This is a genomic window from Pseudomonas sp. HR1 (genome assembly GCF_030175875.1).
GTDB classification, from domain to species: Bacteria; Pseudomonadota; Gammaproteobacteria; order Pseudomonadales; family Pseudomonadaceae; genus Chryseomonas; species Chryseomonas oryzihabitans.
The window spans coordinates 466077-491269 of sequence record NZ_JASNRF010000004.1 but is presented as its reverse complement, the minus strand read 5'-3'; the positions used below and the strand labels follow the sequence as shown (position 1 = coordinate 491269).

Annotated in this window: 26 protein-coding genes; 1 reads left to right on the top strand and 25 read right to left on the bottom strand. The window is 65.4% G+C overall.

Translation table 11 applies throughout. The annotated features are described in order from the left end of the window. Positions 1-3 precede the first annotated feature (3 nt). From motD to flhA, 10 genes are all read right to left on the bottom strand, one after another. The gene (motD, locus tag QKY98_RS17585; RefSeq protein WP_077172427.1) at positions 4-867 is read right to left on the bottom strand and encodes a flagellar motor protein MotD; all 864 of its coding nucleotides are present in this window, start codon (positions 865-867) and stop codon (positions 4-6) included. 11 nt (positions 868-878) lie between these two features. Further along, a complete protein-coding gene (locus QKY98_RS17580; protein ID WP_108581215.1) occupies positions 879-1619 on the bottom strand; it encodes a flagellar motor protein in 741 nt (246 codons plus the stop codon). Positions 1620-1653: 34 nt separating this feature from the next. Next, complete coding sequence (locus QKY98_RS17575) at positions 1654-2772, bottom strand: protein-glutamate methylesterase/protein-glutamine glutaminase (protein WP_027597966.1); 1119 nt, start codon at positions 2770-2772, stop codon at positions 1654-1656. A gap of 82 nt (positions 2773-2854) precedes the next feature. Continuing rightward, positions 2855-5098 carry a chemotaxis protein CheA gene (locus QKY98_RS17570; RefSeq protein ID WP_042133010.1) on the bottom strand — a complete coding sequence of 748 codons (2244 nt, stop codon included), beginning with the start codon at positions 5096-5098 and terminating at the stop codon, positions 2855-2857. 26 nt (positions 5099-5124) lie between these two features. Next, the gene (locus QKY98_RS17565; RefSeq protein WP_007160364.1) at positions 5125-5913 is read right to left on the bottom strand and encodes a protein phosphatase CheZ; all 789 of its coding nucleotides are present in this window, start codon (positions 5911-5913) and stop codon (positions 5125-5127) included. A 19-nt stretch (positions 5914-5932) separates the two neighbouring features. After that, positions 5933-6307, bottom strand: coding sequence for a chemotaxis response regulator CheY (locus QKY98_RS17560; RefSeq protein ID WP_169853335.1), 375 nt, complete (start codon positions 6305-6307; stop codon positions 5933-5935). A gap of 87 nt (positions 6308-6394) precedes the next feature. Further along, the gene (gene fliA, locus QKY98_RS17555) at positions 6395-7135 is read right to left on the bottom strand and encodes an RNA polymerase sigma factor FliA (protein ID WP_027597968.1); all 741 of its coding nucleotides are present in this window, start codon (positions 7133-7135) and stop codon (positions 6395-6397) included. Continuing rightward, entirely contained in the window at positions 7132-7962 is an 831-nt protein-coding gene (fleN, locus tag QKY98_RS17550; RefSeq protein ID WP_017642087.1) for a flagellar synthesis regulator FleN, read from the bottom strand. Before fleN ends, fliA begins: the two co-directional genes overlap by 4 nt. Before the next feature lie 92 nt (positions 7963-8054). Next, entirely contained in the window at positions 8055-9383 is a 1329-nt protein-coding gene (gene flhF / locus QKY98_RS17545; RefSeq protein WP_027597969.1) for a flagellar biosynthesis GTPase FlhF, read from the bottom strand. A 10-nt stretch (positions 9384-9393) separates the two neighbouring features. Then, complete coding sequence (flhA, locus tag QKY98_RS17540) at positions 9394-11520, bottom strand: flagellar biosynthesis protein FlhA (RefSeq protein ID WP_027601690.1); 2127 nt, start codon at positions 11518-11520, stop codon at positions 9394-9396. 225 nt (positions 11521-11745) lie between these two features. On the opposite strand from flhA, the gene sodC reads away from it, so the two are divergent. Further along, positions 11746-12273 (top strand): superoxide dismutase family protein, encoded by a 528-nt coding sequence (gene sodC / locus QKY98_RS17535; RefSeq protein WP_007160370.1) that lies wholly within the window; start codon positions 11746-11748, stop codon positions 12271-12273. On the opposite strand, the gene flhB is transcribed toward sodC, so the two are convergent. From flhB to fliF, 15 genes are all read right to left on the bottom strand, one after another. After that, complete coding sequence (gene flhB, locus QKY98_RS17530; protein WP_007160371.1) at positions 12266-13414, bottom strand: flagellar biosynthesis protein FlhB; 1149 nt, start codon at positions 13412-13414, stop codon at positions 12266-12268. The genes sodC and flhB overlap by 8 nt on opposite strands. A gap of 12 nt (positions 13415-13426) precedes the next feature. After that, complete coding sequence (gene fliR, locus QKY98_RS17525; protein ID WP_027597971.1) at positions 13427-14203, bottom strand: flagellar biosynthetic protein FliR; 777 nt, start codon at positions 14201-14203, stop codon at positions 13427-13429. Between the two features lie 3 nt (positions 14204-14206). Beyond that, positions 14207-14476 (bottom strand): flagellar biosynthesis protein FliQ, encoded by a 270-nt coding sequence (gene fliQ / locus QKY98_RS17520; protein WP_027597972.1) that lies wholly within the window; start codon positions 14474-14476, stop codon positions 14207-14209. Between the two features lie 28 nt (positions 14477-14504). Next, positions 14505-15302 (bottom strand): flagellar type III secretion system pore protein FliP, encoded by a 798-nt coding sequence (gene fliP, locus QKY98_RS17515; protein ID WP_007160374.1) that lies wholly within the window; start codon positions 15300-15302, stop codon positions 14505-14507. Further along, a complete protein-coding gene (fliO, locus tag QKY98_RS17510; RefSeq protein WP_027597974.1) occupies positions 15299-15712 on the bottom strand; it encodes a flagellar biosynthetic protein FliO in 414 nt (137 codons plus the stop codon). The genes fliP and fliO overlap by 4 nt, the downstream gene beginning before the upstream one ends. A 3-nt stretch (positions 15713-15715) precedes the next feature. Further along, positions 15716-16171, bottom strand: coding sequence for a flagellar motor switch protein FliN (gene fliN, locus QKY98_RS17505; protein WP_007160376.1), 456 nt, complete (start codon positions 16169-16171; stop codon positions 15716-15718). Between the two features lie 56 nt (positions 16172-16227). Further along, entirely contained in the window at positions 16228-17199 is a 972-nt protein-coding gene (fliM, locus tag QKY98_RS17500; RefSeq protein WP_007160377.1) for a flagellar motor switch protein FliM, read from the bottom strand. 8 nt (positions 17200-17207) lie between these two features. Then, the gene (fliL, locus tag QKY98_RS17495; protein WP_027597975.1) at positions 17208-17729 is read right to left on the bottom strand and encodes a flagellar basal body-associated protein FliL; all 522 of its coding nucleotides are present in this window, start codon (positions 17727-17729) and stop codon (positions 17208-17210) included. Positions 17730-17848: 119 nt separating this feature from the next. Next, positions 17849-19252: a flagellar hook-length control protein FliK gene (locus QKY98_RS17490; protein ID WP_169853531.1), complete on the bottom strand. Its 1404-nt coding sequence runs from the start codon at positions 19250-19252 to the stop codon at positions 17849-17851. An 88-nt stretch (positions 19253-19340) separates the two neighbouring features. Continuing rightward, entirely contained in the window at positions 19341-19697 is a 357-nt protein-coding gene (locus QKY98_RS17485; RefSeq protein ID WP_042133002.1) for an Hpt domain-containing protein, read from the bottom strand. Positions 19698-19743: 46 nt separating this feature from the next. Next, complete coding sequence (fliJ, locus tag QKY98_RS17480; RefSeq protein ID WP_027597978.1) at positions 19744-20187, bottom strand: flagellar export protein FliJ; 444 nt, start codon at positions 20185-20187, stop codon at positions 19744-19746. Positions 20188-20193: 6 nt separating this feature from the next. Beyond that, on the bottom strand, positions 20194-21540 hold the full coding sequence (gene fliI / locus QKY98_RS17475; protein ID WP_027601688.1) for a flagellar protein export ATPase FliI: 1347 nt from the start codon (positions 21538-21540) through the stop codon (positions 20194-20196). After that, a complete protein-coding gene (gene fliH, locus QKY98_RS17470) occupies positions 21530-22309 on the bottom strand; it encodes a flagellar assembly protein FliH (protein ID WP_027597980.1) in 780 nt (259 codons plus the stop codon). The genes fliI and fliH overlap by 11 nt, the downstream gene beginning before the upstream one ends. Positions 22310-22376: 67 nt before the next feature. Beyond that, the gene (gene fliG, locus QKY98_RS17465) at positions 22377-23387 is read right to left on the bottom strand and encodes a flagellar motor switch protein FliG (RefSeq protein ID WP_007160384.1); all 1011 of its coding nucleotides are present in this window, start codon (positions 23385-23387) and stop codon (positions 22377-22379) included. Continuing rightward, on the bottom strand, positions 23374-25182 hold the full coding sequence (fliF, locus tag QKY98_RS17460; protein ID WP_027601686.1) for a flagellar basal-body MS-ring/collar protein FliF: 1809 nt from the start codon (positions 25180-25182) through the stop codon (positions 23374-23376). The genes fliG and fliF overlap by 14 nt, the downstream gene beginning before the upstream one ends. Positions 25183-25193: the final 11 nt, after the last annotated feature.

The following is a 25193-nucleotide window of genomic DNA, read 5'->3' as shown; positions in this document are numbered from 1 at the left end:
GGGTCAAGGTGCCGGCGTAGGGGCCGGCGACGAAGATTTGACAGGCGCCACCCCGGGCGCCCGTTCTCCAGGCGATGCTGCAGATTGTGTGCCAGTCGACGGATTTTGCAAGGTACTCTGCGGCCGGAACAGATCGAGATTGCGCGAGATCAGCAGCACCACCCGCCGATTGCGGGCGCGGTTGACGTCACTGGTGTTGTCGACCACCGGCTGATAGGCGCCATAGCCCACCACGGCCAGGCGTTGCGGCGCGATACCATTGCCGATCAGCAGGCGCACGATACTGGCGGCCCGGGCTGCCGACAGCTCCCAGTTGGTGGGATACAACGCCGTGCTGATCGGCCGGTCGTCCGTGTAGCCCTGGACCTGAATCGGATTCTTGAAGGGTGCCAGAATCTTGGCCACCTTCTCCATGAGGCCGAAGGCGGGATTGCTCGGCAGGGAATCGCCGCTGGCAAACAGCAGGTTGGAGCTGAGCTCGATTTCCAGCCACATCTCACTGGCCTTGATGTTCAGCTGATCGCCCGCGATGAGATCGCCGAAGGTGGCCCGCACACTGTCGGCGATCTGCTGCAGCGGATCGCTGGGGGTACCCTTGGCCGGCTGGGCGGCGCTGGCATCCATCACCGTCGGCGTCACGCCGGCGGGACGCTGGTCGCCGAGGGGGATGGGTTTGAGCGAACGCTCCGGCTGGCTGAAGATGCCCGACAGGCTGTCCGAGAGCACCTTGTATTTGCTTTCGTTCAGCGAGGAAATGGAATACATGACCACGAAGAAGGCGAACAGCAGGGTGATGAAGTCCGCGTAGGAGACCAGCCAGCGTTCGTGGTTCTCGTGCTCTTCGGGACGGCGGCGGCGACGAGGCATGCGGCGTCCTCCTAGTCCAGAAAACCTTGCAGCTTCATTTCGATGGAGCGGGGATTTTCGCCCTCGCCGATGGACATCAGCCCTTCCAGCAGCATTTCCCGGTAGCGGGACTGTTGCTGCGCCAGCGCCTTGAGCTTGTTGCCGACGGGCAGCAACAGCAGGTTGGCGAAGCCGACACCATAGATCGTGGCCACGAAGGCCACGGCGATGCCGCTGCCCAGTTGCGAGGGATCGGCAAGATTCTGCATGACGTGGATCAGGCCCATCACCGCGCCGATGATGCCCACCGTGGGCGCATAGCCGCCCATGGCCTCATAGACCTTGGCGGCGGCGATGTCGCGGTCTTCCTGGCCGTAGAGGTCCACCTCGAGGATGCTGCGCAGGGCTTCGGGCTCGGTGCCATCCACCAGCAGCTGCAGGCCCTTGGCGGCATAGGGATCGGCTTCGCGGGCGACCAGGGGCTCGAGCCCCAGAAGACCTTCCTTGCGCGCCACGTTGCTCCAGTTGACCACCTTGCGGATACCGCCGGTGAGGTCCAGCCGCGGCGGCATGAATATCCAGGCCAGCATGGTCAGGGCGCGCCGCAGCACCGGCAGGCGGGTCTGCAGCAGGACGGCACCCAGGGTGCCGCCGACCACGATCAATGCCGCCGGGCCATTGGCCAAGGCGGTAAAGGAGCCGCCCTCCAGCAGGTTGCCGCCCATGATGGCGGTAAAGGCCAGCAGGATGCCGATAAGACTGAGAACATCCACGCTCAATGCCCTTCTGGCCGGAGAACGCCTGCCGTCACGAACAGGCCTCGGTCAGGTGTCTGCCGATGTCGTCCAGGCCATAGATGGCGTCGGCCAGATTGGCCTTGGCGATGGCCATGGGCATGCCGTAGATGACGCAACTGGCTTCGTCCTGGGCCCACACCTGGCTGCCGACCTGCTTGAGCATCCGGGCGCCTTCGCGGCCGTCGGCGCCCATGCCGGTCAGGACCACCGCCAGCACCTTGTCGGCATAGGCCTTGGCCGCGGAGCCAAAGGTCACGTCGACGCAGGGCTTGTAGTTGAGGCGTTCGTCACCGGGCAGGATCTTCACCATGCCGCGGCCATCCACCATCATCTGCTTGCCACCCGGTGCCAGCAGGGCCAGGCCCGGACGCAACTGGTCACCGTCCTCGGCTTCCTTGACGCTGATGCGGCAAAGCTTGTCCAGGCGCTCGGCGAAGGCCTTGGTGAAGGCGGCAGGCATGTGCTGGATCAGCACCAGAGGCGCCGGGAAGTTGGCTGGCAGCTGGGTGAGCACCCGCTGCAGAGCCACCGGCCCGCCAGTGGAAGTGCCGATGGCTACCAGGCGATAGTGCTTGCGCTTGGGCGGCGGCGAAGCCGGGGCGGCGGGTGCATGACCCGCTGCAGCGCCGCTAGGCGCAGCCGGACGCGCTGCCGGGCGAGCCGTGGCCGGCGCCGCAGCGGCGCTTGCGGGCGCTGCCGGCGCGACGCTGGGCGCTACGGCGAAGCGCCGATTGGACCGGGCGATATGATGGATCTTCTCGCACAGCAGCTTCTGCACGCTGGCCGGATTGCGCGAGATGTCCTCGAAATTCTTGGGCAGGTAGTCGACCGCGCCGGCATCCAGGGCGTCCAGGGTGACCCGGGCGCCTTCATGGGTGAGCGAGGAGAACATCAGCACCGGGGTCGGGCACTTCTGCATGATGTGGCGGACCGCGGTGATGCCGTCCATCATCGGCATCTCGTAGTCCATGGTGATGACATCGGGTCGCAGCGCCAGGGCCTGGTCGACCCCTTCGCGCCCGTTGCTGGCCGTGCCCACCACCGAGATGTTGGGATCGGCCGCCAGGATCTCCTTGAGCCGACGCCGGAAGAAGCCGGAATCGTCCACCACCAGTACTTTTACCGGCATACGTTGAAACTCCTAACCTTGGGCGGCGCAGGCCACCCGATGGCGCCGGGCACGGGCCCGACGCCGCTCGTACCCGACCGACTCAGAGCCCGCGACGGGCGTAGCGCTTGAGCATGCTGGGCACATCGAGGATGAGCGCGATGCGGCCGTCGCCGGTGATGGTCGCCCCGGACATGCCGGGCGTTCCCTGCAGCATCTTGCCCAGTGGCTTGATGACCACCTCTTCCTGGCCCACCAGTTGATCGACCACGAAGCCGATGCGCTGGGTGCCCACCGAGAGGATCACCACATGCCCCTCCCCCTGCTCCACATGGGCCGCATTGGGCACCAGCCAGCGCTTGAGGTAGAACAGCGGCAGCGCCTTGTCGCGCACCACCACCACTTCCTGGCCATCCACCACGTTGGTGCGGGACAGGTCGAGGTGGAAGATCTCGTTGACGTTGACCAGCGGGAAGGCGAAGGCCTGGTTGCCCAGCATCACCATCAGCGTCGGCATGATCGCCAGGGTCAGGGGGACCTTGATGACGATCTTGGAGCCCTGGCCCTTGGTCGAGAAGACGTTCAGCGTGCCGTTGAGCTGGCTGATCTTGGTCTTGACCACGTCCATGCCCACACCGCGACCGGAGATGTCGGAGATCTCGGCCTTGGTCGAGAAACCCGGGGCGAAGATCAGGTTGAAGCACTCGGTCTCGGTCAGGCGATCGGCCGCGTCGCGGTCGAGCAGACCTTTTTCCACGGCCTTGTTGCGCAGCAGATCCGCATCCATGCCCTTGCCGTCATCGGAGATCGACAGGAGGATATGGTCACCTTCCTGCTCGGCGGAGAGCACTACGCGCCCCGCGCGGGACTTGCCGTTCTCTTCACGCTCGGCCGGTCCTTCGATGCCGTGGTCGACCGCATTGCGCACCAGGTGCACCAGCGGATCGGCCAGGGCCTCGACCAGGTTCTTGTCCAGGTCGGTTTCTTCGCCGACCAGTTCCAGGTTGATCTCTTTCTTCAGGCTGCGCGCCAGATCGCGGACCAGACGCGGGAAGCGACCAAAGACCTTCTTGATCGGCTGCATCCGGGTCTTCATGACCGAAGTCTGCAGATCGGCGGTGACCACGTCGAGGTTGGACACGGCCTTGGCCATGGCTTCGTCGCCGCTGTTCAGGCCCAGGCGTACCAGGCGGTTACGCACCAGCACCAGTTCGCCGACCATGTTCATGATCTCGTCCAGCCGCGCGGTGTCGACCCGCACGGTGGTCTCCGCCTCGCTGGTGGGACGCTCGGCAGGCGCGGCGGCTGCCGGCTTGGGCACCGCGGCCTCGGCCACCGGCGCCGGCTTCGGCGCAGGTGCGGGAGCCGCCGGCTGAGGTGCGGCCACCGGTGCCGGCGCAGCGGCCACCGGAGCGGCTACCGCTTCCGCGGCTGCCGCGGGACCACTGAACTTGCCCTTGCCATGCAATTCGTCGAGCAGGGATTCGAATTCGTCGTCGGTGATCTCGTCACCGCTCGCCGCGGCTGCCGGAGCCGCTGCGGCCGGGGCTGCAGCGACGGGTGCCGCGGCTTCGCTGGCGACGAACTTGCCCTTGCCGTGCAATTCGTCGAGCAGGGCCTCGAATTCATCGTCGGTGATGTCGTCGCCACCGGGCGCGGCCGCGGCAGGGGCCGCAGCGGCAACCGGCGCAGCGGCCGGCGCCTCCTGGAACTTGCCCTTGCCATGCAGCTGGTCGAGCAGGGCTTCGAATTCGTCATCGGTGATGTCGTCGCCACCGGCGGCTGCCGGCGTTTCCGCTGCCGCGCTCGGCTCGCTGCCCAGGGCATCGAGCAGATTCTGGAAATCGGCATCGCTCAATTCCGGCTCGGCCGCCGCAGCGGCGACCGGAGCCGGTTCCGCGACCACTGCCGGAGCGGCAGCCACGGGCGCAACCGGAGCCGGCGCCGGCGCACTGCCGGCGGGCTCGGCCAGGCGGGCCAGGGCCGCCAGCAATTCGGGCGAGGCCGGGGTCGGCTCTTCGCGTTCACGGACCTGACCGAACATCTCGTTGACGGAATCCAGTGCCTGCAGCACCACATCCATCAGTTCGGCATCCACGCGGCGTTCACCCTTGCGCAGGATGTCGAAAACGTTTTCCGCGATATGGCAGCACTCGACCAGGGTATGGAGCTGCAGGAAACCGGCACCGCCCTTTACGGTATGGAAGCCACGGAAAATGGCGTTCAGCAGATCCATGTCATCCGGGCGGCTTTCCAGCTCGACCAATTGTTCGGACAACTGTTCGAGAATCTCGCCGGCCTCTACCAGGAAATCCTGGAGGATCTCTTCATCGGCGTCGAAGCTCATTCCTGCACTCCCCAAGAGGGTCTGGGTCAAAAGCCCAGACTGGATAGAAGATCGTCGACGTCGACCTGAGCGGCCACGACGTCTTCACGCTTATCGGCATGAATCTGCGGACCTTCACCCTTCATCGTCTTTTCTTTTCGATTCTGTTCGATCAGCGCGGTGTGATCGTGACTGAAGCCGGTATAGCGATCGACCTGGCTGGCCATCATCACCAGCTTGACGAGGTCTTTCTCGATCTGCCCGACGAGATTGACCACGCGCTTGATCACCTGACCGGTAAGGTCCTGGTAGTCCTGCGCCAGGAGGATGTCGTTGAGCTTGGCCGACAGTTGCTCGGCGCTGCTCTCGCTGTGACTGAGGAAGGCGTCGACGCGCTTGGCCAGCTCGCGGAATTCGTCCGCGCCCATTTCCCGGCGCATGAACTTCTTCCAGTCGGCATGCACGGCGCGGGCTTCGTCGCCGAAGTTGCCTACCAGCGGGGCGCTCTCCTCCACCAGATCCATGGTCCGGTTGGCGGCGTTCTCGGTCATCTTCACCACGTAGGAGAGACGATCGGTGGCATCGCTGATCTGGGAGACCTCTTCGCCGGCCATGCCGCGCGGATCGATCTCGAAGTTGACGATGGCGTTGTGCAACTCGCGGGTCAGCTTGCCGACTTCCTGGTAGAGACCCCGATCGCGCAACTGGTTGAGTTCATTGATGACGTGCACGGCCTGGGTGAAATCGCCGCTTTCCAGGCATTTCACCAGCTCTTGGGCGTGCTGTTTGAGATTCGACTCGAAGTCGCTGAAGCTGTTGGAGCCAAGCTGATCCATAACGTCCCCGCGGCTTTCTTCAGCCGTTCACCCGCTCGAAGATCTTGTCGATCTTTTCTTTCAGCACCTGGGCGGTGAAAGGCTTGACCACATAGCCGTTCACGCCGGCCTGAGCGGCTTCGATGATCTGCTCGCGCTTGGCTTCGGCGGTCACCATCAGCACTGGCAGGGTCTTCAGGCGCGCATCGGCGCGCACCTGGCGCAGCAGGTCGATGCCGGTCATGCCGGGCATGTTCCAGTCGGTGACGAGAAAATCGAAGTTGCCGCTCTGCAACATCGGCAGCGCGGTGTTGCCGTCGTCCGCTTCGGCGGTATTGGTGAATCCCAGATCGCGCAGCAAATTCTTGATGATGCGTCTCATCGTGGAAAAATCGTCCACGATGAGGATTTTCATGTTCTTGTCCAAGTCGACCTCCGTCCTAATCCGCACACACGCCGCAAGGCGCGTCTAAGCAATCGTAGTAGCCTGAGTACCAGCCGGTTAACGCGAACGCCATTCCGCCAGCCGCGCCCGCAGGCGTGCCGCGCATTGACTGTGAAGTTGGCAGACGCGTGACTCGCTCACGCCCAGCACCTCGCCGATTTCCTTGAGGTTGAGTTCCTCGTCGTAATACAGCGAGAGCACCAGACGTTCACGCTCCGGAAGATTGGCGATGGCGTCGGCCAGGGCCTTGCGGAAGCGCTCGTCCTCCAGACCGCGACCGGGTTCGAGTTCATGCGAACCGCTCTCCTCGAGCCCATGCTCACCACCCTCCATGAGGTCGTCGAAACTGAACAGGCGACTCCCCATGGTGTCGCCAAGGATGCCGTAGTACTCATCCAGACTCAATTTAAGTTCGGCCGCGACTTCGGAATCTTTAGCGTCGCGACCGGTGCGCGCTTCCACCGCGCGAATGGCGTCGGTGACCATGCGCGTGTTGCGGTGCACCGAGCGTGGTGCCCAATCGCCCTTGCGGACCTCGTCGAGCATGGCGCCGCGGATGCGGATGCCGGCGTAGGTCTCGAAGCTGGCGCCCTTGCCGGCGTCATATTTGCGCGAGGCCTCCAGCAGGCCGATCATGCCGGCCTGCATCAGGTCCTCGACCTGCACACTGGCCGGCAGTCGCGCCAGGAGGTGGTAGGCGATGCGTTTCACCAACGGCGCATAGCGGTTGATGAGTTGCTCCTGCTGGGTACGTTCCGAGGTTTTGCTGTACATGCGAAGCCCGCTGGATGCTGTCATGCGTGGGTACCGATGGCTGGTTGCACAAGGCGCTCGACAAAGAACTCGAGATGGCCGCGCGGATTGGCGGGCAACGGCCAGCCATCGACTTTCTGAGCTACCGCACGAAAGGCCAGCGAGGCCTTGGCACGCGGAAAGGCTTCGAACACGGGGCGCTGTTTCTGCACGGCTTTGCGCACCGCCTCGTCGAACGGAATGGCGCCCACATACTGGAGGGCGACATCCAGGAATCTGTCGGTCACCTTGGTCAGCTTAGCAAAGAGATTGCGACCTTCCTGGGGCGTCAGCGCCATGTTCGCCAGGACCCGGAAACGGGTGACGCCATGGTCGCGATTGAGCAGCTTGATCAGGGCGTAGGCATCGGTGATGGAGGTGGGCTCGTCGCACACCACCACCAGGACTTCCTGAGCGGCGCGAACGAAGCTGACCACCTGGTCGCCGATGCCGGCCGCGGTATCGACGATGAGCACGTCGAGGTTTTCGCTGATGTCGCTGAAGGCCTGGATCAGACCGGCGTGCTGGGCCGGCGTCAGATTGACCATCGCCTGGGTGCCCGAGGCCGCCGGGACGATGCGGATGCCGCCCGGGCCGTGCAGCAGCACGTCGCGCAGCTCGCACTCGCCGGAGATGACGTCGGCCAGGGTGCGCTTGGGCGACAGGCCGAGCAGAACGTCGATGTTGGCAAGGCCCAGGTCGGCGTCGAGCAGCATGACGCGCCGCCCGATATCGGCCAGGGCCAAGGCCAGGTTGACCGACACGTTGGTCTTGCCGACACCGCCTTTACCGCCCGTGACCGCTATGACTTGGACGGGATGCATGCTACCCATTGCCTGATACCTTTGATTGAAATCCGTCACACTTTAGACCAAGTGCATTTGGCGTGCCCAGGCATGCGATGCACCACTACCGTTCGTCTGCGCTAACCGGCGCGGCGGGCATTGCTCTGATACAGGCCGGCAAGCATGCCCGCCATGGTTTCTTCGCTCGGTTCCTCGGGGGCCTGCAGGCTCACCGCGCGGCTCACCAGCTGGTGGCTGCGGGCCGGATGCAGGTCGTCCGGGATGCGCGGGCCGTCGGCGATGTAGGCCACCGGCAGGCGCTGGCTGATGGCCAGACCCAGGGCTTCGCCGAGACTGGCGGCTTCGTCCAGCTTGGTCAGCACGCAGCCGCTCAGGCCGCAGCGCCGATAGCTGTGGTAGGCCGCCTTGAGCACCTGGCTCTGGCTGGTGACACCCAATACCAGATAGTTGCGAATTTTCAGCTGGCGGTTGGCCAGGGCTTCGAGCTGCACCTTGAGCGCCGGATCATTGGCGGGCATGCCCGCGGTGTCGATCAGCACCAGGCGCTTGCGTGCCAGGGGTGCCAGCGCCTGGGCCAGGGACTGGCCCGGGTCGACCAGGGTCACCGGCACGTCGAGGATACGGCCGAGGGTCTTGATCTGCTCCTGGGCACCGATGCGGAAGCTGTCCATGCTGACCAGCGCCAGACTCTGGGGACCGTACTTGAGCACGTAGCTGGCGGCGAGCTTGGCCAGGGTGGTGGTCTTGCCCATTCCGGCCGGACCGACGAAGGCGACGACACCGCCCTCCTCCAGAATCTTGGCGTCGGTGGTCTTGGCCAGCTGGGCGAAGTTGGCCAGCAGCATGCGCCAGGCATGGCGCGGGTCCTGGATCTTGGCGACGCTGTCGAGCAGGTGGCGGGCCAGATCGGCCGGCAGACCCATGCGCTGCAGACGACGCCAGAGGCCGGCCTGCTGCGGACGGGTGGACTGCACCTGGGTCCAGGCCATGGAGCCGAGCTGGACTTCCAGCAGTTCACGCAGACCGCTGAGCTCGCTGCGCATGGCTTCCAGGGCGCGACGGTCTTCCGGCGCGGCGCTGGCGGCAGGGGCGGCAGCGGCCGGCTGGGGCGCACGCGGCGGGGCGATCACCGGCTCGCGACGGCTGTCGGCGGCGCTGATGGCGCCGAGCAGCTGCTTGTCCTTGGGTGCGGCCGAGGGCACGCCCGGCGCGCGGATGCTGAGGTCGGCATGGGCCTGGGCGATCTTCGCATGGGTCTTGCGCAACTCCGCCTGCAGCTCCGCGTTGGGCGCGGCCGGTGCCGGAGCCTGGTAGTCCAGCGCCGCGGTCAGCTCGACACCACCGGCGACCCGGCGGTTGCTGAGGATGGCGGCATCCGGGCCCAGCTCGTCGCGTACCAGCTTCATGGCTTGACGCATATCGGCGGCGAAGAAACGTTTGACTTGCATGATCTAGACCTCAGCCATTCTGGCCAACGGTAGCGACGATGGTGACCTGCTTGTTGTCCGGAATTTCCTGGTAGGCCAGTACACTCATGTTCGGCGCCGCCATCCGCGCGAAGCGGGACATCATCCCGCGGATCGCACCGGCTACCAGCAGCACCACTGGCTTACCCATCATTTCCTGACGCTGCGCTGCCTCGATGAGGGAACGCTGCAGTTTTTCAGCCATGCCAGGCTCGAGGAACATGCCGTCCTCGGCGCCTTGACCGGCCTTCTGCATACTACTTAGCAACATCTGTTCCAACCTTGGCTCAAGGGTGATAACAGGCAGCTCAGGCTCCATTCCAACGATGTTCTGGACGATTGCGCGGGACAAGGCGACCCGTACGGCACCGGCGATGGCGGCGGGATCTTGACTCCGCGGACCGACGTTGGCGATGGCTTCGGCGATGGTACGGATGTCGCGGACCGGGACCTGCTCCTGCAGCAGTTGCTGGAGGATCTTGAGCAGGGTCGACAGGGAGACGATGCCGGGCACCAGCTCCTCGGCCAGCTTGGGCGAACTCTTGGCCAGTACCTGCAGCAGTTGCTGGACCTCCTCGTGGCCGATCAGCTCGTGGGCGTGCTTGAAGAGCACCTGGTTGAGGTGGGTGGCGACCACGGTGCTGGCATCGACCACGGTGTAGCCGAGGGACTGGGCCTGGTCGCGCTGGGTGACGTCGATCCAGACCGCCTCCAGACCGAATGCCGGATCCTTGGCGGCGACGCCGTTGAGGGAGCCATAGACCTGACCGGGGTTGATGGCCAGTTCGCGATCGGGATAGATCTCGGCTTCGGCCACGCTGACGCCCATAAGAGTCAGACGATAGGCGTTGGGCAGCAGGTCCAGGTTGTCGCGGATGTGTACCGACGGCATGAGGAAACCGAGGTCCTGGGACAGCTTCTTGCGCACGCCCTTGATCCGCGCCAGCAACTGGCCACCCTGGTTGCGATCGACCATGGGGATCAGCCGGTACCCGACTTCCAGACCGACCATGTCCACCGGGGTGACGTCGTCCCAGCCCAGCTCCTTGGCCTCGGCCGGACGCTGCACGGGAGCCAGGTCCTGCTGCTTCTTGGCTTCGACCTCGGCGGTCTGCTTCGCCTGGCGCTGACGCTTGTAGATCAGCCAGGCACCGGCAGCGGCGGCGCCACCCAGGCCGAGGAACGGCAGGTGCGGCATGCCCGGCACCAGGCCCATGGCGATGATGATGAAAGCCGAGACCGCCAGCGCCTTGGGCGAGGCGAACATCTGACGATTGACCTGCTGACCCATGTCTTCGGCAGAGGACACCCGGGTGACCATGATGGCTGCGGCGACCGACAGCAGCAGCGAGGGAACCTGGGCGACCAGGCCGTCACCGATGGTCAGCAGGGCGTAGATGCGCGCCGCTTCGCCGAACGGCAGACCGTGCTGGGCCATGCCGATGGCCATGCCGCCGATGAGGTTGATGAAGAGGATCAGCAGACCGGCGACGGCGTCACCACGGACAAACTTGCTGGCACCGTCCATGGAACCGTAGAAGTCGGCTTCCTGGCCCACTTCGGTCCGACGCTTCTTGGCTTCGGCCTGGTCGATGATGCCGGCGTTCAGGTCGGCGTCGATGGCCATCTGCTTGCCGGGCATGGCGTCCAGAGTGAAACGCGCCGACACCTCGGAGATGCGGCCGGCACCCTTGGTCACCACCACGAAGTTGATGATCATGAGGATGGCGAACACCACCGCACCGACCACGTAGTTGCCGCCGACCACCACCTCGCCGAAGGCCTGGATGACCTTGCCCGCGGCGTCGTGACCGTCCTGGCCGTGCAACAGCACCACGCGGCTCGAGGCCACGTTCAGCGCCAGGCGCAGCAGGGTCGACACCAGCAGGATGGTCGGGAAGACCGCGAAATCCAGCGGCCGCAGGGCGTAGACGCTGACCAGCAGGACCACGATCGACAGGGCGATGTTGAAGGTGAACAGCACGTCCAGCAGGAACGGCGGCATCGGCAGGGTCATCATGGCGAGCATCGCCAGGACGGCCAGCGGCACGCCCAGGTTGCCGCGAGCCAGACCGCGCATGTTGCCCATCATCATGGATTTGTCGACTTTCACACCCATTCCTCGCTTGCCGGTGCCGTCGTCACGGAAAGTTGACGCAGCGCACTGTTCGCAGGGGCTTGAGCAAGCTCCGGGCCAACTGCTCAAGACCTTGAATCAGCGAGGTTTTCCGAGAGGTGATACAGGACTGGTTACGGATCGCCGGACTCGTCGGCTGAACCGTGGGCGGAGGCCATGAGTCTGTCTAGGGACCCGCGCTAGCGCGCCTATCCGAGGAACATCACCATGAAAATCTGGACCGCGACCCTGTTGGCCACCTGCCTGGTCGGCACCGCCCAGGCAGCCGAATCCCTGACGATCCCGCTGAACAAGGTCACGACCGACGGTGTGGGCGAAAGTGTCGGCAGCGTGCAGGTGACCCGCTCCAAGTACGGTCTGGTCTTCACGCCGGATCTCAAGGGCCTGGAGCCCGGTATCCATGGCTTCCACGTTCACACTAAGCCCAACTGCGGCGCGGCCGAGGTGAACGGCACCCTGACCGCGGGCGGCGCGGCGGGCGGCCATCTGGATCCGCGCAACACCGGCAAGCATAGCGCGCCCTGGTCGGACGACGGCCACCTGGGCGAATTGCCGGCGCTCTACGTGACCGCCGACGGCCAGGCCACCCAGCCGGTGCTGGCGCCCCGCCTGAAGCGCCTGGAAGAGCTCAAGGGCCATGCGTTGATGGTGCATGCCGGTGGCGACAACTACGCCGACCAGCCCAAGCCGCTGGGCGGTGGCGGCGCACGCGTCGCCTGCGGCGTCATCAAGTAGGCGCCTTCCCCTCCTCATCCCGCCGCAGATCCGGCGGGATGGGCAGATCGGACAGCTTGGGCTTGCGCCCGCGTCCGGCCCGGAATTGCCTGAGCTGATAGACATAGGCCAGGACCTGAGCCACGGCCACATAGAGTCCGGCCGGAATCTCCTGATCCACCTCGGTGGAGAAATACACCGCGCGCGCCAGCCCTGGCGATTCCAGCAGCGAGACCTGGTGTTCCTGGGCGATCTCGCGGATCTTCAGCGCGGTGAAATCGCTGCCCTTGGCCACCAGCACCGGCGCCCCGCCCTTGGCCGCGTCGTACTTGAGCGCCACGGCGAAGTGGGTCGGGTTGGTGATGACCACATCGGCATTGGGCACTTCGGCCATCATCCGACGCTGGGCCATCTGCCGCTGCATCTGGCGGATCTTGCCCTTGACCTCGGGCTTGCCCTCGGCGTCCTTGTATTCGTCCTTGATCTCCTGCTTGGTCATCATCAGCTTCTTGCGATTGCTGAAGATCTGGAAGGGCACGTCCACCGCGGCGATGATCAGCAGCCCCAGGGCCAGCAGCAGGGTGGCATGCCCCACCACCTGCATGCTGTGCAGGAGCGCCTGCTCGGTCGGCAGCTTGGCGATCTGCAACAGGGCCGTGCGCTCGCTCATCAGCACCAGCACCGACACGCCGAGGATGATGAAGAACTTGCCCAGGGCCTTGAGCAATTCCACCAGGGAATTCTTGGAAAACATCCGGGCGATGCCGGACATGGGATTCATCCGGCTCGGCTTGGGCGCCAGCATCTTGCCGGAAAAGAGGAAGCCACCCAGGGCGATGTGGCCAACGATGGCGGCGATCACCACCAAGGCGATCATCGGCAGCATCCCGATCATCGCCGCCTTGCCAGAGGCCAGCAGAAAGGTGCCCATGAAGCGTTCGTCCATGACCTCTTCGCGCCGCAGGGAGAAATTGCTGCGCATTACCTCCAGCAGCTTGCCGCCCAGGAAGGCGCCGTACATCAGCAGGCCGCCGACCCCCGAAAGCATGACCGCCACCGTGCCGAGTTCGCGTGATCGCGGGAGCTGCCCCTCCTCCCGGGAATCACGCTTGCGTTTCTCTGTGGGGTCTTCTGTACGGTCTTCGCCATCGGATTCAGCCATGCGGCATATCTCCTAGCGGGCTCGGGCGAGTTCGCGCAGCCATTGCAGCGCCTCGCTGGCGAGACTTTCATAGTGGGAGAGGATGTCGGCGGTGCCGAGCCAGACGATGACCATGCCCAGCACCACGATCAGCGGCATGCCGACGGAAAAGATGTTCAGCTGCGGCGCGGCGCGGGTCATGATGCCAAAGGCGATGTTGACTACCAGCAGCGCGGTGATGGCCGGCAGCACCAGCAGGATGCCGGCGCCCATGACCCAGCCCAGCCGCCCGGCGACCTGCCAGAAGTGCTCGACGCTCAGGGTATCGCCCACCGGCAGGGTAACGAAGCTTTCGGCGAGGATCTCGAACACCACCAGATGGCCGTTCATGGCCAGGAACAGCAGCGTCACCAGCATGGTGAAGAACTGGCCCATGACCGGGGCCGAGGCGCCGTTGACCGGGTCGATCATGGAGGCGAAGCTCAGACCCGCCTGGGTCGAGATGATCTGCCCCGCCACCACGAAGACATGGAAGAACAGCTGCAGGCTGAACCCCATCACCGCGCCGATGAGGATCTGTTCGACGATCAGCGGCAGCGCCTGGGGACTGATGGCATCCACCTGTGGCATCGGCGGCAGGGTCGGCACCAGCACCAGGCTCAGGGCCAGGGCCAAATACATCCGCACCCGCACCGGGACCAGGGTGGTGCCGATGATCGGCATGGTCATCAGCAGCGCGGCGATGCGGAACAGCGGAAACAGGAAGCTGCCGACCCAGCCGCCGATCTGGGCGTCGCTGAGGGCGAGCATGGGCTAGCCAATCAGCCGCGGGATGTTGGCGACCGAGGTCTGGATGAATTCCATCAGTTGCCGGACCATCCAGGGTCCCAGCACGATCAGCGTCAACAGGGTGACGATCAGCCGCGGCAGAAAGCTCAGGGTCTGTTCGTTGATCTGGGTCGCCGCCTGGAAGACCGCCACGATCAGACCGACGATCAGACTCGGCACCACCAGCACCGCCACCAGCAGCGCGGTAAGCCAGAGACCCTGGCGGAACAGATCGACGGCGACTTCAGGGGTCATTTCGCTTCTCCACGCAAAGGGGGCACCGCTAGACGGTGCCGAAGCTGCTGGCCAGGGTACCCATGATCAGCGCCCAGCCATCCACCAGCACGAACAGCATCAGCTTGAACGGCAGGGAGATGATCATCGGCGACAGCATCATCATGCCCATGGCCATCAGCACGCTGGCGATCACCAGGTCGATGACCAGGAAGGGAATGAAGATCATGAAGCCGATCTGGAAGGCGGTCTTGAGCTCGGAGGTGACGAAGGCCGGCACCAGGATCGACAAGGGCGCCTGGTCGGCGCTGGGGATATCGGTGCGCTTGGACAGCCGCATGAACAGGTCCAGGTCCGATTGCCGGGTCTGCCCCAGCATGAAGTCCTTCATCGGCACCTGCGCCCGGGCGATGGCGTCCTGGGCGCTGAGTTGTTCGTTCAGATAGGGCTGCACGGCGGTGGTGTTGATGCGATCGAACACCGGCGCCATGATGAACAGCGAGAGAAACAGCGCCATGCCCACCAGCACCTGGTTGGACGGCGTGGTCTGCAGGCCCAGCGCCTGGCGCAGGATGGCGAAGACGATGACGATGCGGGTGAAGCTGGTCATCAGCATGACGAACGCCGGGATGAAGCTCAGCGCCGTCATGATCAGCAGGATCTGCAGGCTGACCGAATATTCCTGCTGCCCCTGGCCGTTGGTGCTCAAGGTGATGGCCGGGATCGACAGCGGATTGGCCTGTCCGGCCTGCTGCGCCAGCGCCAGGGGCGCGAACAGCAGCACGGCCAGGCCCAGCAGCCAGCCCAGGGTGCGCCCGAGGTTGGCCGGGAGACGCGAAGAGATCATGGTTTCGCCTTGGGATCGCGGCTGATGAGTTCCAGCAGGCGCTGGGCGAATTCCGGCGCCGGCGCCTCGGTCTCGCCCGGTCGCACCGGCTCGCGCAGGCTGTGCAGCGGCGTGATCCGTCCGCCGGCGACACCGATCAGCAACTGCTCCTGGCCGACCTGAACCAGCACCAGCCGCTCGCGCGGGCCCAGGTGCTGGGTGGAGATGACCTTGATCACCTGCTGGCCGCGCGGACCCTGCTGCTGCACCCGGCGCACCAGCCAGGCCAGGCCGAGAATCAGCGCGATCACCAACAGCAGACCGAGCAGCAACTGGCCGACCTGCGCCCCCACATCCAGCCCCGGCGAGGTGGCTTCGGCGGCACGCGCGGTCAGGGGCAGGAGACCCAGCGGCAGGAGCAGACTCTTCATTGATCACCGCAGCTTCTTGATACGTTCCGTGGGGCTGATGACGTCGGTCAGGCGGATCCCGAACTTCTCGTTCACCACCACCACTTCACCATGGGCGATCAGCGTACCATTCACCAGCACGTCCAGCGGCTCGCCAGCCAGACGGTCGAGCTCGATGACCGAGCCCTGGTTGAGTTGCAGCAGGTTGCGGATGGAGATGTCGGTGTGGCCGACCTCCATGGAGATGGTCACCGGGATGTCCAGGATCACATCCAGGTTGGGCCCTTCCATGCCGCTCACTGCCAACCCCCCACTGCTCTGACCAAATTCTTCCACCGGCGCCTTGGGCGGCTTGGGGGCTTCGACCTGGGTACCCTGGGCCATCAGGGCGTCGATGTCGTCCTGACTGGCGTCACCGGCTTCGGCCAGGGCCGCGGCCCACTCGTCCGCCAGGGCTTGTTCTTCGGGGTTGTCTGCCATCGTCTGGGTCTCGTGCTACGCCGGGCCCGGGCCCGGACGGAAAAAACGGTTGTCGCTCAGCGGCCGCGGCTGACTGGTTCGAGAATCTGCAGGGCCAGGTTGCCCTTGCGCGCGCCCATCTTGACCTTGAAGGTGGGCATGCCATTGGCACGCATGAGCATCTCCTCGGGCATTTCCACCGGAATCACATCACCGGGCTGCATGTTGAGGATATCGCGGAGTTTGAGTTGGCGCCGGACAACCGTCGCCTCCAGGGGCACGCGCACATCGAGCAGGTCCTCGCGCAAGGCCTTGACCCAGCGTTCGTCCTGGTCGTCCACGTCCGACTGGAAGCCGGCGTCGAGCATCTCGCGGATCGGCTCGATCATCGAATAGGGCATGGTCACGTGCAATTCGCCGCCGCCGCCATCCAGTTCGATGTTGAAGGTGCTCACCACCACCACTTCGCTGGGGCTGACGATGTTGGCCAGGGCCGGGTTGACCTCGGAGTTCATGTACTCGAACTGGCAGTCGAGCATGGCGCCCCAGGCTTCCTTGAGATCGATGAAGCACTGGTCGAGCACCATGCGCACCACGCGCAACTCGGTGGGGGTGAATTCACGACCTTCGATCTTGGCGTGACGCCCGTCGCCGCCAAAGAAGTTATCCACCAGCTTGAATACCAGACGGGCATCGAGGATGAACAGCGCGGTACCGCGCAGCGGCTTCATCTTGACCATGTTGAGGCTGGTGGGCACGTACAGCGAGTGGATGTACTCGCCGAACTTGGTGACCTGCACCCCACCCACGGAGACGTCCGCCGAGCGCCGCAGCAGGTTGAACATGCTGACCCGGGTATAGCGGGCGAAGCGTTCGTTGATCATTTCCAGGGTCGGCATGCGTCCGCGGACGATGCGATCCTGGCTGGTGAGGTCATAGCCCTTGATGGTGCCCGGCTCGGCATCGGTCTCGGTCTCGACGATGCCATCGTCGACCCCGTGCAGCAGGGCATCGATTTCATCCTGAGAGAGCAGATCTTGCACGGCCATGGCGTTACCTATTGCAGGACGAGATTGGTGAACAATACCTGTTCGATGGCAGTCTGGCCGGTCAGTTTCTTCGCCAGTTCCTGAACCTTGCTGGTGGCCTGCTGGCGCAGCATCTCCTTGCCTACCGGCGTCAGCAGGCTATTGAAGTCCTGCCCGGAAAACAGCATCACCAGCTGGTTGCGGACCTGCGGCAGTTGCGCCTTGAGCGCATCCATCTGCGCCTGGTCGCGCCCCATCAGGGTCACCGTGACCTGCATGTAGCGCTGGCGACCGTCGGCGTTGTAGTTGACCACGAAGGCCGGCACCAGCGCCTGGTAGACCGCGGCCAGATGCACCGGTGCCGCCGGAGCGGCCGGCGCGGCGTGCTCGGGCTCGGCGCTTTTCTTGCCGAGCAGGAACCAGGTCGCACCCACCGAAGCGCCTATGACCAGCAGCAGGGCCACGACGATGATGATGATGAGTTTGAGCTTTCCCTTGCCCTTGCCTTCCGCGGCTGCGCCCTCTGCCGCGGGCGCCTGCTTCTTCGCCATAAGTGTTCGACCGAATCCTGTGCGGCTCGTCACCCCTGTTGGGTGACGCAGCTAACCTATTGATACGAAGGGGATATAGCAGGTGCGGCCCAGGCTGTCACCTGGGAGCCGTTGGCCTGTCAGGCGTAGTAGTCGACCAGACTGCGCGCGGCGAGGGTCGCCGAGCCGCGGGTTTCGGCGACATTCGCCACCGCTTCGTCCGCGCCATCCCCTGCGACACCCCCGCGACTCCGGCGCGAGCTCTCGTGCTGAGCGCCCTGCTGGGACTGCTGCCAGGCCTGGCCGGACGACTGATCGGAGACGTTGACGTTGGCCAGGTTCATGCCCTGCTGGGCGAAGAGCTCCCGCAGGCGCTGGCTGCCGTTGTCCAGCGCCTCGCGCACGTCGGCGTGGGGACTGGCGAAGGTGACCTGGGTCTGGTCCTGGGTCATGTCGATGCGCACCTCCAGTTTGCCCAGTTGCGCCGGCTCCATCTGAATGTCGGCGGTCTTGAGATTCTGGCTGGACATCCACATGACCTTGTCGACCACCGCCTCGCTGAAGTTGCCGGCCTGGGGATTGAGCGGCTGGCCCGGTACGGCAGCGGTGACCGGACGAGCGGTCTGCGCCGGACTGCTGAGCGCCTGCGACAGGGCGGTGAGCTTGTCGGCGAAGGCATCGGTCTTGCTCGGGGCCGCCGCGTCCTGACCATCGCCCTTGTCCAGGGTCGCGGCCAGGGCCGCACTGGCTGCCTGATCCGCCGCCTGGGCGGGCGTGCCATCTGCCGGCAACAGCCCTTGCAGCTGGGTGGCCGCCAGGTTGTTGGCGTTGCTGGTGAGCTTGGCGGCGTCACCCTGGGCCTGGGGCACCTGGCCCAGCAGCTGTGCCAGACCATCGTCGGTCGTCTGCTGCTCGCCGGGCTTGGCCGGGGTGGCCGTGGCGCCCGCGCCGATACCCGGGGTGGTCGTCTGGGCTACGGTTGCCACGGCAGCGCCCAGCAGCGCCGCCGGATCCAGGGCCTGGGCAGTGGCGGTGGCTGCGGCGTCCGCGGCCGTCCCGGTGGGCAGCTGAGGCGTTGCCACAGGCGTGGCTACCGGCTGCGGGAACTGGCCGGTCATGCCGAACATGAACAGCGGATCCAGAACCGCGTCCACCGGCGCCTTGGCGTCTTCGCCCTGGGCCACCGGCAAGGTCTTGCCGCTGTCGTCGGCGGTGGTTGCCGACGGCGCGTCGCTCTTGGCGGTGCTGTCGGCCTCGGGCTTGGCGTCCGCCGTGCGGTCGTCATCGCCCGCGCGTTTCACCCGGTCATCCCCATCACGGGCACGCCCGGATTCGCTCTTGCGCGCCTGGCTGGGGGCCTTGCTGTCGCTGGTGTCACGCGGCTTTTCGCTGCGCACCGGCTCACGCGGCTGCTCCTGGGCAAAGACATCGGCGAAGCGCTCCTGCGCGGCCGGGCGATCCTGGGAAGGGGTCTTGGCCGCCGCCCGGCCGGTGCTGGCTGGCGAGGTGGCGGTGTTCAGAAGGAAATCGGGCACGACGGCCATGGAGGACTCCGAAGGACGGGTTTTCGGACGGGTTTTCGGATCACTAGCAAGTTGCGCGCCAGCCCTAAACGCCAGCGCTTTGACGAGGTCAGCCCGCGTAGCGTTGCCGCTCGACCTTGAACAGGATGCGGACGATGGCGAATTCGCGCTCCATGGCGGATACCCCCATGGCCAGCTCGGCGGTGGTCGCCCGACGCCGCGCGCCCTCCTCCACGGCTCGGCACAGCTCCGCCAGCGGTGCGGCCCCCATGTTGCCGGCACTGCCCTTGAAGCTGTGCGCCAGCTGGCGGACCTGTTCGGCATCGCCGCCGATCACGCTGCGCTTGAGTTCGGCGATACGTTCTTCGCAATCCACCAGAAAGGTTTCGATGAGGTCGACGTACTCCTCCTCCATGCAGTCGCGCAGGGCGGCGAGCGTTTCCGGATCGATATGGGAGGAAAACATCGGCATTCTCACTGGCTAAGACAAGGGACGAGGGGCAAGGCCCGGCCTAGATATAGGTCGAGCGCGCCCGCTGGGCGTATTCGTCCATCTGTTTCTGTTCGCGCTTGTCCTCGACCAGGCGCTGCTCCTGGCGATAGCGCTCGACCAGCTTGCGCAGGCCTTCGAGGCGCGCATAGTGCTCCTGCCACTGGGTGCGGGCCTTGGCCACCACATCGCGGTGCCACTGGGCGTTGCGCTCCTGCTGGCCGATAGCCTCTTCCAGCTGGCTGAGAAAGCGCTGATAGCCGATCAGCCACTGGCCGGTGACGCCGCGGCTGCCATTGGCCACCAGGCGCTGCTGGTAATCCTCGCGATAGCGCTGCAATTCGCCGAGCTTGAACTCGGCCTGGGCCAGTTGCTGCTGGCACTGCCCCAGGCGCTGGGCCGCGTCACGCTCGTCGCGCTCGCTCATCTCCACCACGGGGCCCAGACGTTCGGCTCTGCCTTTCATGATCTATCAGCCTCCCAACACAGCTTGGAGATTGGCGGCACTCTGCTCCAGAGATTCGCTCTCGCGCAGCCCCTGGCGCAGGAAGTGCTGCATGGGGGCGTAGCGAGCGATCGCCAGATCGGTTTCGGCATTTCCGCCGGGCACATAGGCACCGACGCTGAGCAGGTCCTTGGCCTGCTGATAGAGCGACCAGAGCTGCTTGACGCGCTGGGCGTTGCGCAGGTGCTCCGGGCTGACCACCTGGGGCATGACCCGGCTGATGGACGCCTCGATGTCGATCGCCGGATAGTGGCCTTCCTCGGCCAGGCGCCGCGACAGCACGAAGTGACCATCCAGCACGCCCCGCGCCGAGTCGGCGATGGGATCCTGCTGATCGTCGCCTTCCGAGAGCACAGTATAAAACGCCGTGATCGAACCCCCACCTTTTTCTGCATTGCCGGCCCGCTCCACCAGCCGCGGCAGCTTGGCGAACACCGACGGCGGATAGCCCTTGGTCGCCGGCGGCTCGCCGATGGCCAGGGCGATCTCCCGCTGCGCCTGGGCATAGCGGGTCAGGGAATCCATCAGCAGGAGCACGTTCTTGCCCTTGTCGCGAAAGTATTCGGCGATGCGGGTGCAGTACATGGCCGCACGCAGGCGCAGCAAAGGCGCATCGTCCGCCGGCGAGGCCACGACCACCGCCCGCTTGATGCCCTCCTCGCCCAGGATGTGCTCGATGAATTCCTTCACCTCGCGGCCCCGTTCGCCGATCAGCCCGACCACGATGATCTCGGCCTTGGTCAGCCGGGTCATCATGCCGAGCAGCACGCTCTTGCCCACGCCGGTACCGGCGAACAGACCGAGACGCTGGCCGCGACCCACCGTCAACAAACCGTTGATGCTGCGGATGCCGACGTCCAGGGGCTCGCTGATGGGCTCGCGCTTGAGCGGGTTGATGGTGGGGCCGTCCATCGGCACCCAGTCTTCGGCACGCATGCGGCCCTTGCCGTCCAGGGCATTGCCCAGGCCATCCAGCACGCGACCGAGCATGGACATGCCCATGGGCAGACGGCCGGTATCCGGCACCGGCACCACCCGGGCGCCGGGCGCGATACCGGCGAGGCTGCCCACCGGCATGAGAAAGGTCTTGTTGCCGTTGAAGCCCATCACCTCGGCCTCGACTTCCACCGGCTGGTAGCCACCGCCATTGATCAGCCGGCAGCGGCTGCCGACGGCGGCACGCAGGCCCTCGGCCTCCAGGGTCAGGCCGACCATGCGCAGCAGGCGGCCCTCGATCACCGGCTGCTGTTCGACCCGGATGGCTTCATCGTAACCGCCGAGGCGGCGTTCGAAACTCAGACGCTCAAGACGCATGGGGGGCATCCTCGATGTCGATGTGCAGATCGGCTTCCTGGGGCTGGGTCGCCTGGTGACGCTGCTGTTCGGCCAGCTGCGTCAGTGCCTGGGTCAGACGGGTCTCGATGCTGGCATCGATGACGCTGCTCTCGGTCTCGATCCGGCAGCCGCCAGGCATCAGGGTCTCGTCCTCGAGGATGCGCCATTTCTCCTCGTGGCGGTCACGCAGGGCCTTCATCAGCTCGAAGTCCTGGGGGCTGACCTGGATGCGGATGTTCTCGGCCCCCATGGGCAGCAGCTTCAGCGCCGTGCGCACCACCTGACCCAGTTGACTGGAGTCTAGCGTGAGTTCGCGCTGGATGACTTCGCGGGTGATGTGCCGGACCAGTTGCACCATCCCGGCTTCCAGGGCCTGGTCCTGTTCGCCGATGGGATCGAGCAGATGGCTCATCAGGGTTTCCAGGCTGGCCAGCCGGGCGGTCAGCGCCGCCTCGGCTTCCTGGCGCGCCTTGAGCTGACCGGCGTGGTAGCCGTCGCGCTCGCCGGTGACGAAGCCTTCGTTGTAGGCCTCCTGGCGGATCGCCTCCAGCTCTTCGAGGGTGATCGGCTGGACCTCTTCGACCGGCACCTCTTCGATCTGCGGCTCCGGCTGGGGCTCGGGCTCTGCCGCCGCGGGCGCAGGGATCTCCTCGGGCTCGTCGAAACTGTCGAAGGCCGGCAGTCGCCAGACATCGAAGGCTTCCAGATCCCGCGCCCTGATCAGTTCGCTCGCCGCTTCTTTGCTCATTACCTGTCCGTCAGAAAACCGCTACTGAGCAGACATTAGCAAAGCACAGGCCAACCCCGGCAAGCCGTCAGACCATTTCCTCCCCACCCTTGCCGCCCAGAACGATCTCGCCGGCATCGGCCATGCGACGAGCCACGGCGAGGACCTCCTTCTGCGCGCCCTCCACCTCGGACAGTCGCACCGGCCCCTTGGCTTCCAGGTCGTCGCGCAGCAGCTCGGCCGCGCGCTTGGACATGTTGCGGAAGAACTTCTCCTTGATGCCGTCGTCGGCGCCCTTGAGCGCCAGCACCAGCACATCGGAAGACACCTCGCGCAGGAGCGCCTGGATGCCGCGGTCGTCGACGTCGGCCAGGTTGTCGAAGACGAACATCAGGTCCTCGATCTGCCCCGACAGATCCTGGTCCGCGTCGCGGATCGCATCCATCAGCGGGCCTTCGACCGAGCTGTCCAGGTAGTTCATGATGTCGGCGGCGCGCTTGACGCCGCCTAGGGCGGTACGGGTGGTGCTGGCGCTGCCGGAGAACTGCTTCTCCAGGATCAGGTTCAGCTCCTTGAGCGCCGCCGGTTGCACGGTGTTCAGCGAGGAAACGCGCAGGACGATGTCCAGGCGCACCTTGTGATCGAAGTGACCGAGCACCTCGGCCGCCTGGTCCGGGTCCAGATAGGCCACCACGATGGCCTGGATCTGCGGGTGTTCGTAGCGGATCACGTCCGCCACCGCCCGCGGCTCCATCCACTTCAGGCTGTCCAGGCCGCTGGTGTTGCCGCCCAGCAGGATGCGGTCGATCAGGCCGCTGGCCTTGTCCTCGCCCAGGGCCTGGGTGAGCATCTTGCGGATGTAGCCGTCGGCGCCCACGCCCAGGCTGGTCTGGTCGCCCACTACCTCGATGAAGTCGCCCAGTACCCGCTCGACCTGCTCGCGGTTGACGTTGCGCATCTGCGCCATGGCGGTACCGACCTTCTGTACCTCCTTGGGTCCCATGTGGCGCAGGATCTGCGCGGCATCGGCCTCACCCAGCGACAGGAGGAAGATCGCGGCCTTCTCGACCTTGGAAAGTTGCGCGTCATTCGTCGCCATTGATCCAATCCTTCACTACCTGGGCGACACGGCCCGGATCATCGTTGACCAGCTGCTTGATGGCGGTCAGTTGAGCGTCATAACCCTCGCTGGGGCTGGGCAGCAACAGCGGCGCAGGACCGGCCAGGCTCACCTTGTCGTCGGCCAGATCGTCCGACAGCCCATCCAGACCGCCGGCACCCAGGGCACCGGCACCACCGGCAGCGGCCAGGGCAGCGGCGTCCTTGGTGTTGCCGCCGGACAGGTTCTTCAGCACCGGACGCAGCACCCCAAAGACTAGCACCAGGATGAAGAGGACGCCGAGGGCCTGCTTGACCACACCCCAGAACCAGGGCTGCTGGTAGAAGGGAATGCTCTCGATCTCTTCCTGCTGCACCGGGGCGAAGGGCGCATTGATCACGCTCACGCTGTCGCCACGGCTGGCGTCGAAGCCCACGGCATCCTGCACCAGACGGGTGAAGCGAGCCAGGTCTTCGGTGGTCCAGGGCTGGTGGCTGACCTTGCCGGCGGCATCGACCTTGACCTGGTCGTCCAGTACCACGGCGACGGAAAGCCGACGCAGACGACCCTGCTGCTGACGGGTGTAGCTGATGCTGCGGTCCAGTTCGTAGTTGCGGGTGTTCTGCTCACGCTTGTCGGTCGGGTACGGCAGGGTCGCCGGCAGGCTGGTCTTGCTGTCGTAGATGAACTGGTCATTGGCGTCGCGCAGCGGCTGGCCGGGAGCGATGTAGTTCGCACCGCCACCCTGGGCACCGGCCTTTTCCGGGGTCGAGGACGGACCGGGCGGCTGGTTGGACAGGGCCCCCGGCACGCCCTGGGCGCCGCCGCCGGAAGTCTGACGCTGTTCGCTGTTCTGTTGCTCGCTCCGCAGCGCCGGCTGATCCGGGTTGAACTGCTCGGAGGTCGACTCCACGGCATTGAAGTCCACGTCGGCGGCCACCTCGGCCTTGAAGCGGCCATTGCCCACCACCGGTTGCATGATGTTCTGCACGCGCTGGGTCAGGGAGCCTTCCATCTTGCGGGTGTAGTCCAGTTGCTTGCCGGCGATCGACAGCTCGGAAAGATTCTGCTGGTCGGACAGCAGCTGACCCTTCTGGTCGACGATGGTGACCTGGGACTTGTCCAGTTCCGGCACGCTGGTGGCGACCAGGTTGATGATGGCCATGACCTGACCGGCATCCAGGGTACGGCCAGGGTACATCTCTACCAGTACCGAGGCGCTCGGCTTGCGCTCGTCACGAACGAACACCGAACTCTTCGGGATCGCCAGGTGCACCCGGGCGCCCTTGATGTTGTTGAGGCTGGAAATGGTCCGGGCCAGTTCGCCTTCCAGGCTGCGACGGTAGTTGGCCGCTTCCATGAACTGGCTGGTGCCCAGCGGCTGCTCCTTGTCCAGCAGCTCGAAGCCGACGTTGCCATCGGAGGCGGTGATGCCGGCCGCGGCCATCTTCATGCGCGCCCGGCCGAGGTCATCGGACTTGACCAGCAGGGCACCGGAATTCGGATCGACCTTGTAGCCGATGTCGGCCGCGCCCAGGGCCTGCAGCACCTGGTTGGCGTCGAGACCGTTCATGCTGGTGTACAGCGGCCGATAGTCCGGCTGCTGGGTCCAGAGCACCACGGCGAAACCCAGGGCGACGCTGGCGGCCAGGCCGATCAGCAGCCCCATCTGCCGCAGCAGCGGCATGTCGGACAGGTTGTCGAGAAAGCTGAGACCCAGCAGCGACTTCTTGGGCTTGTCTTCAGCCGCAGGTTGGGTCGTCGGGACGGGTGCGTTGGTAAGAGCGTCAGCCATTTTCTAGACCG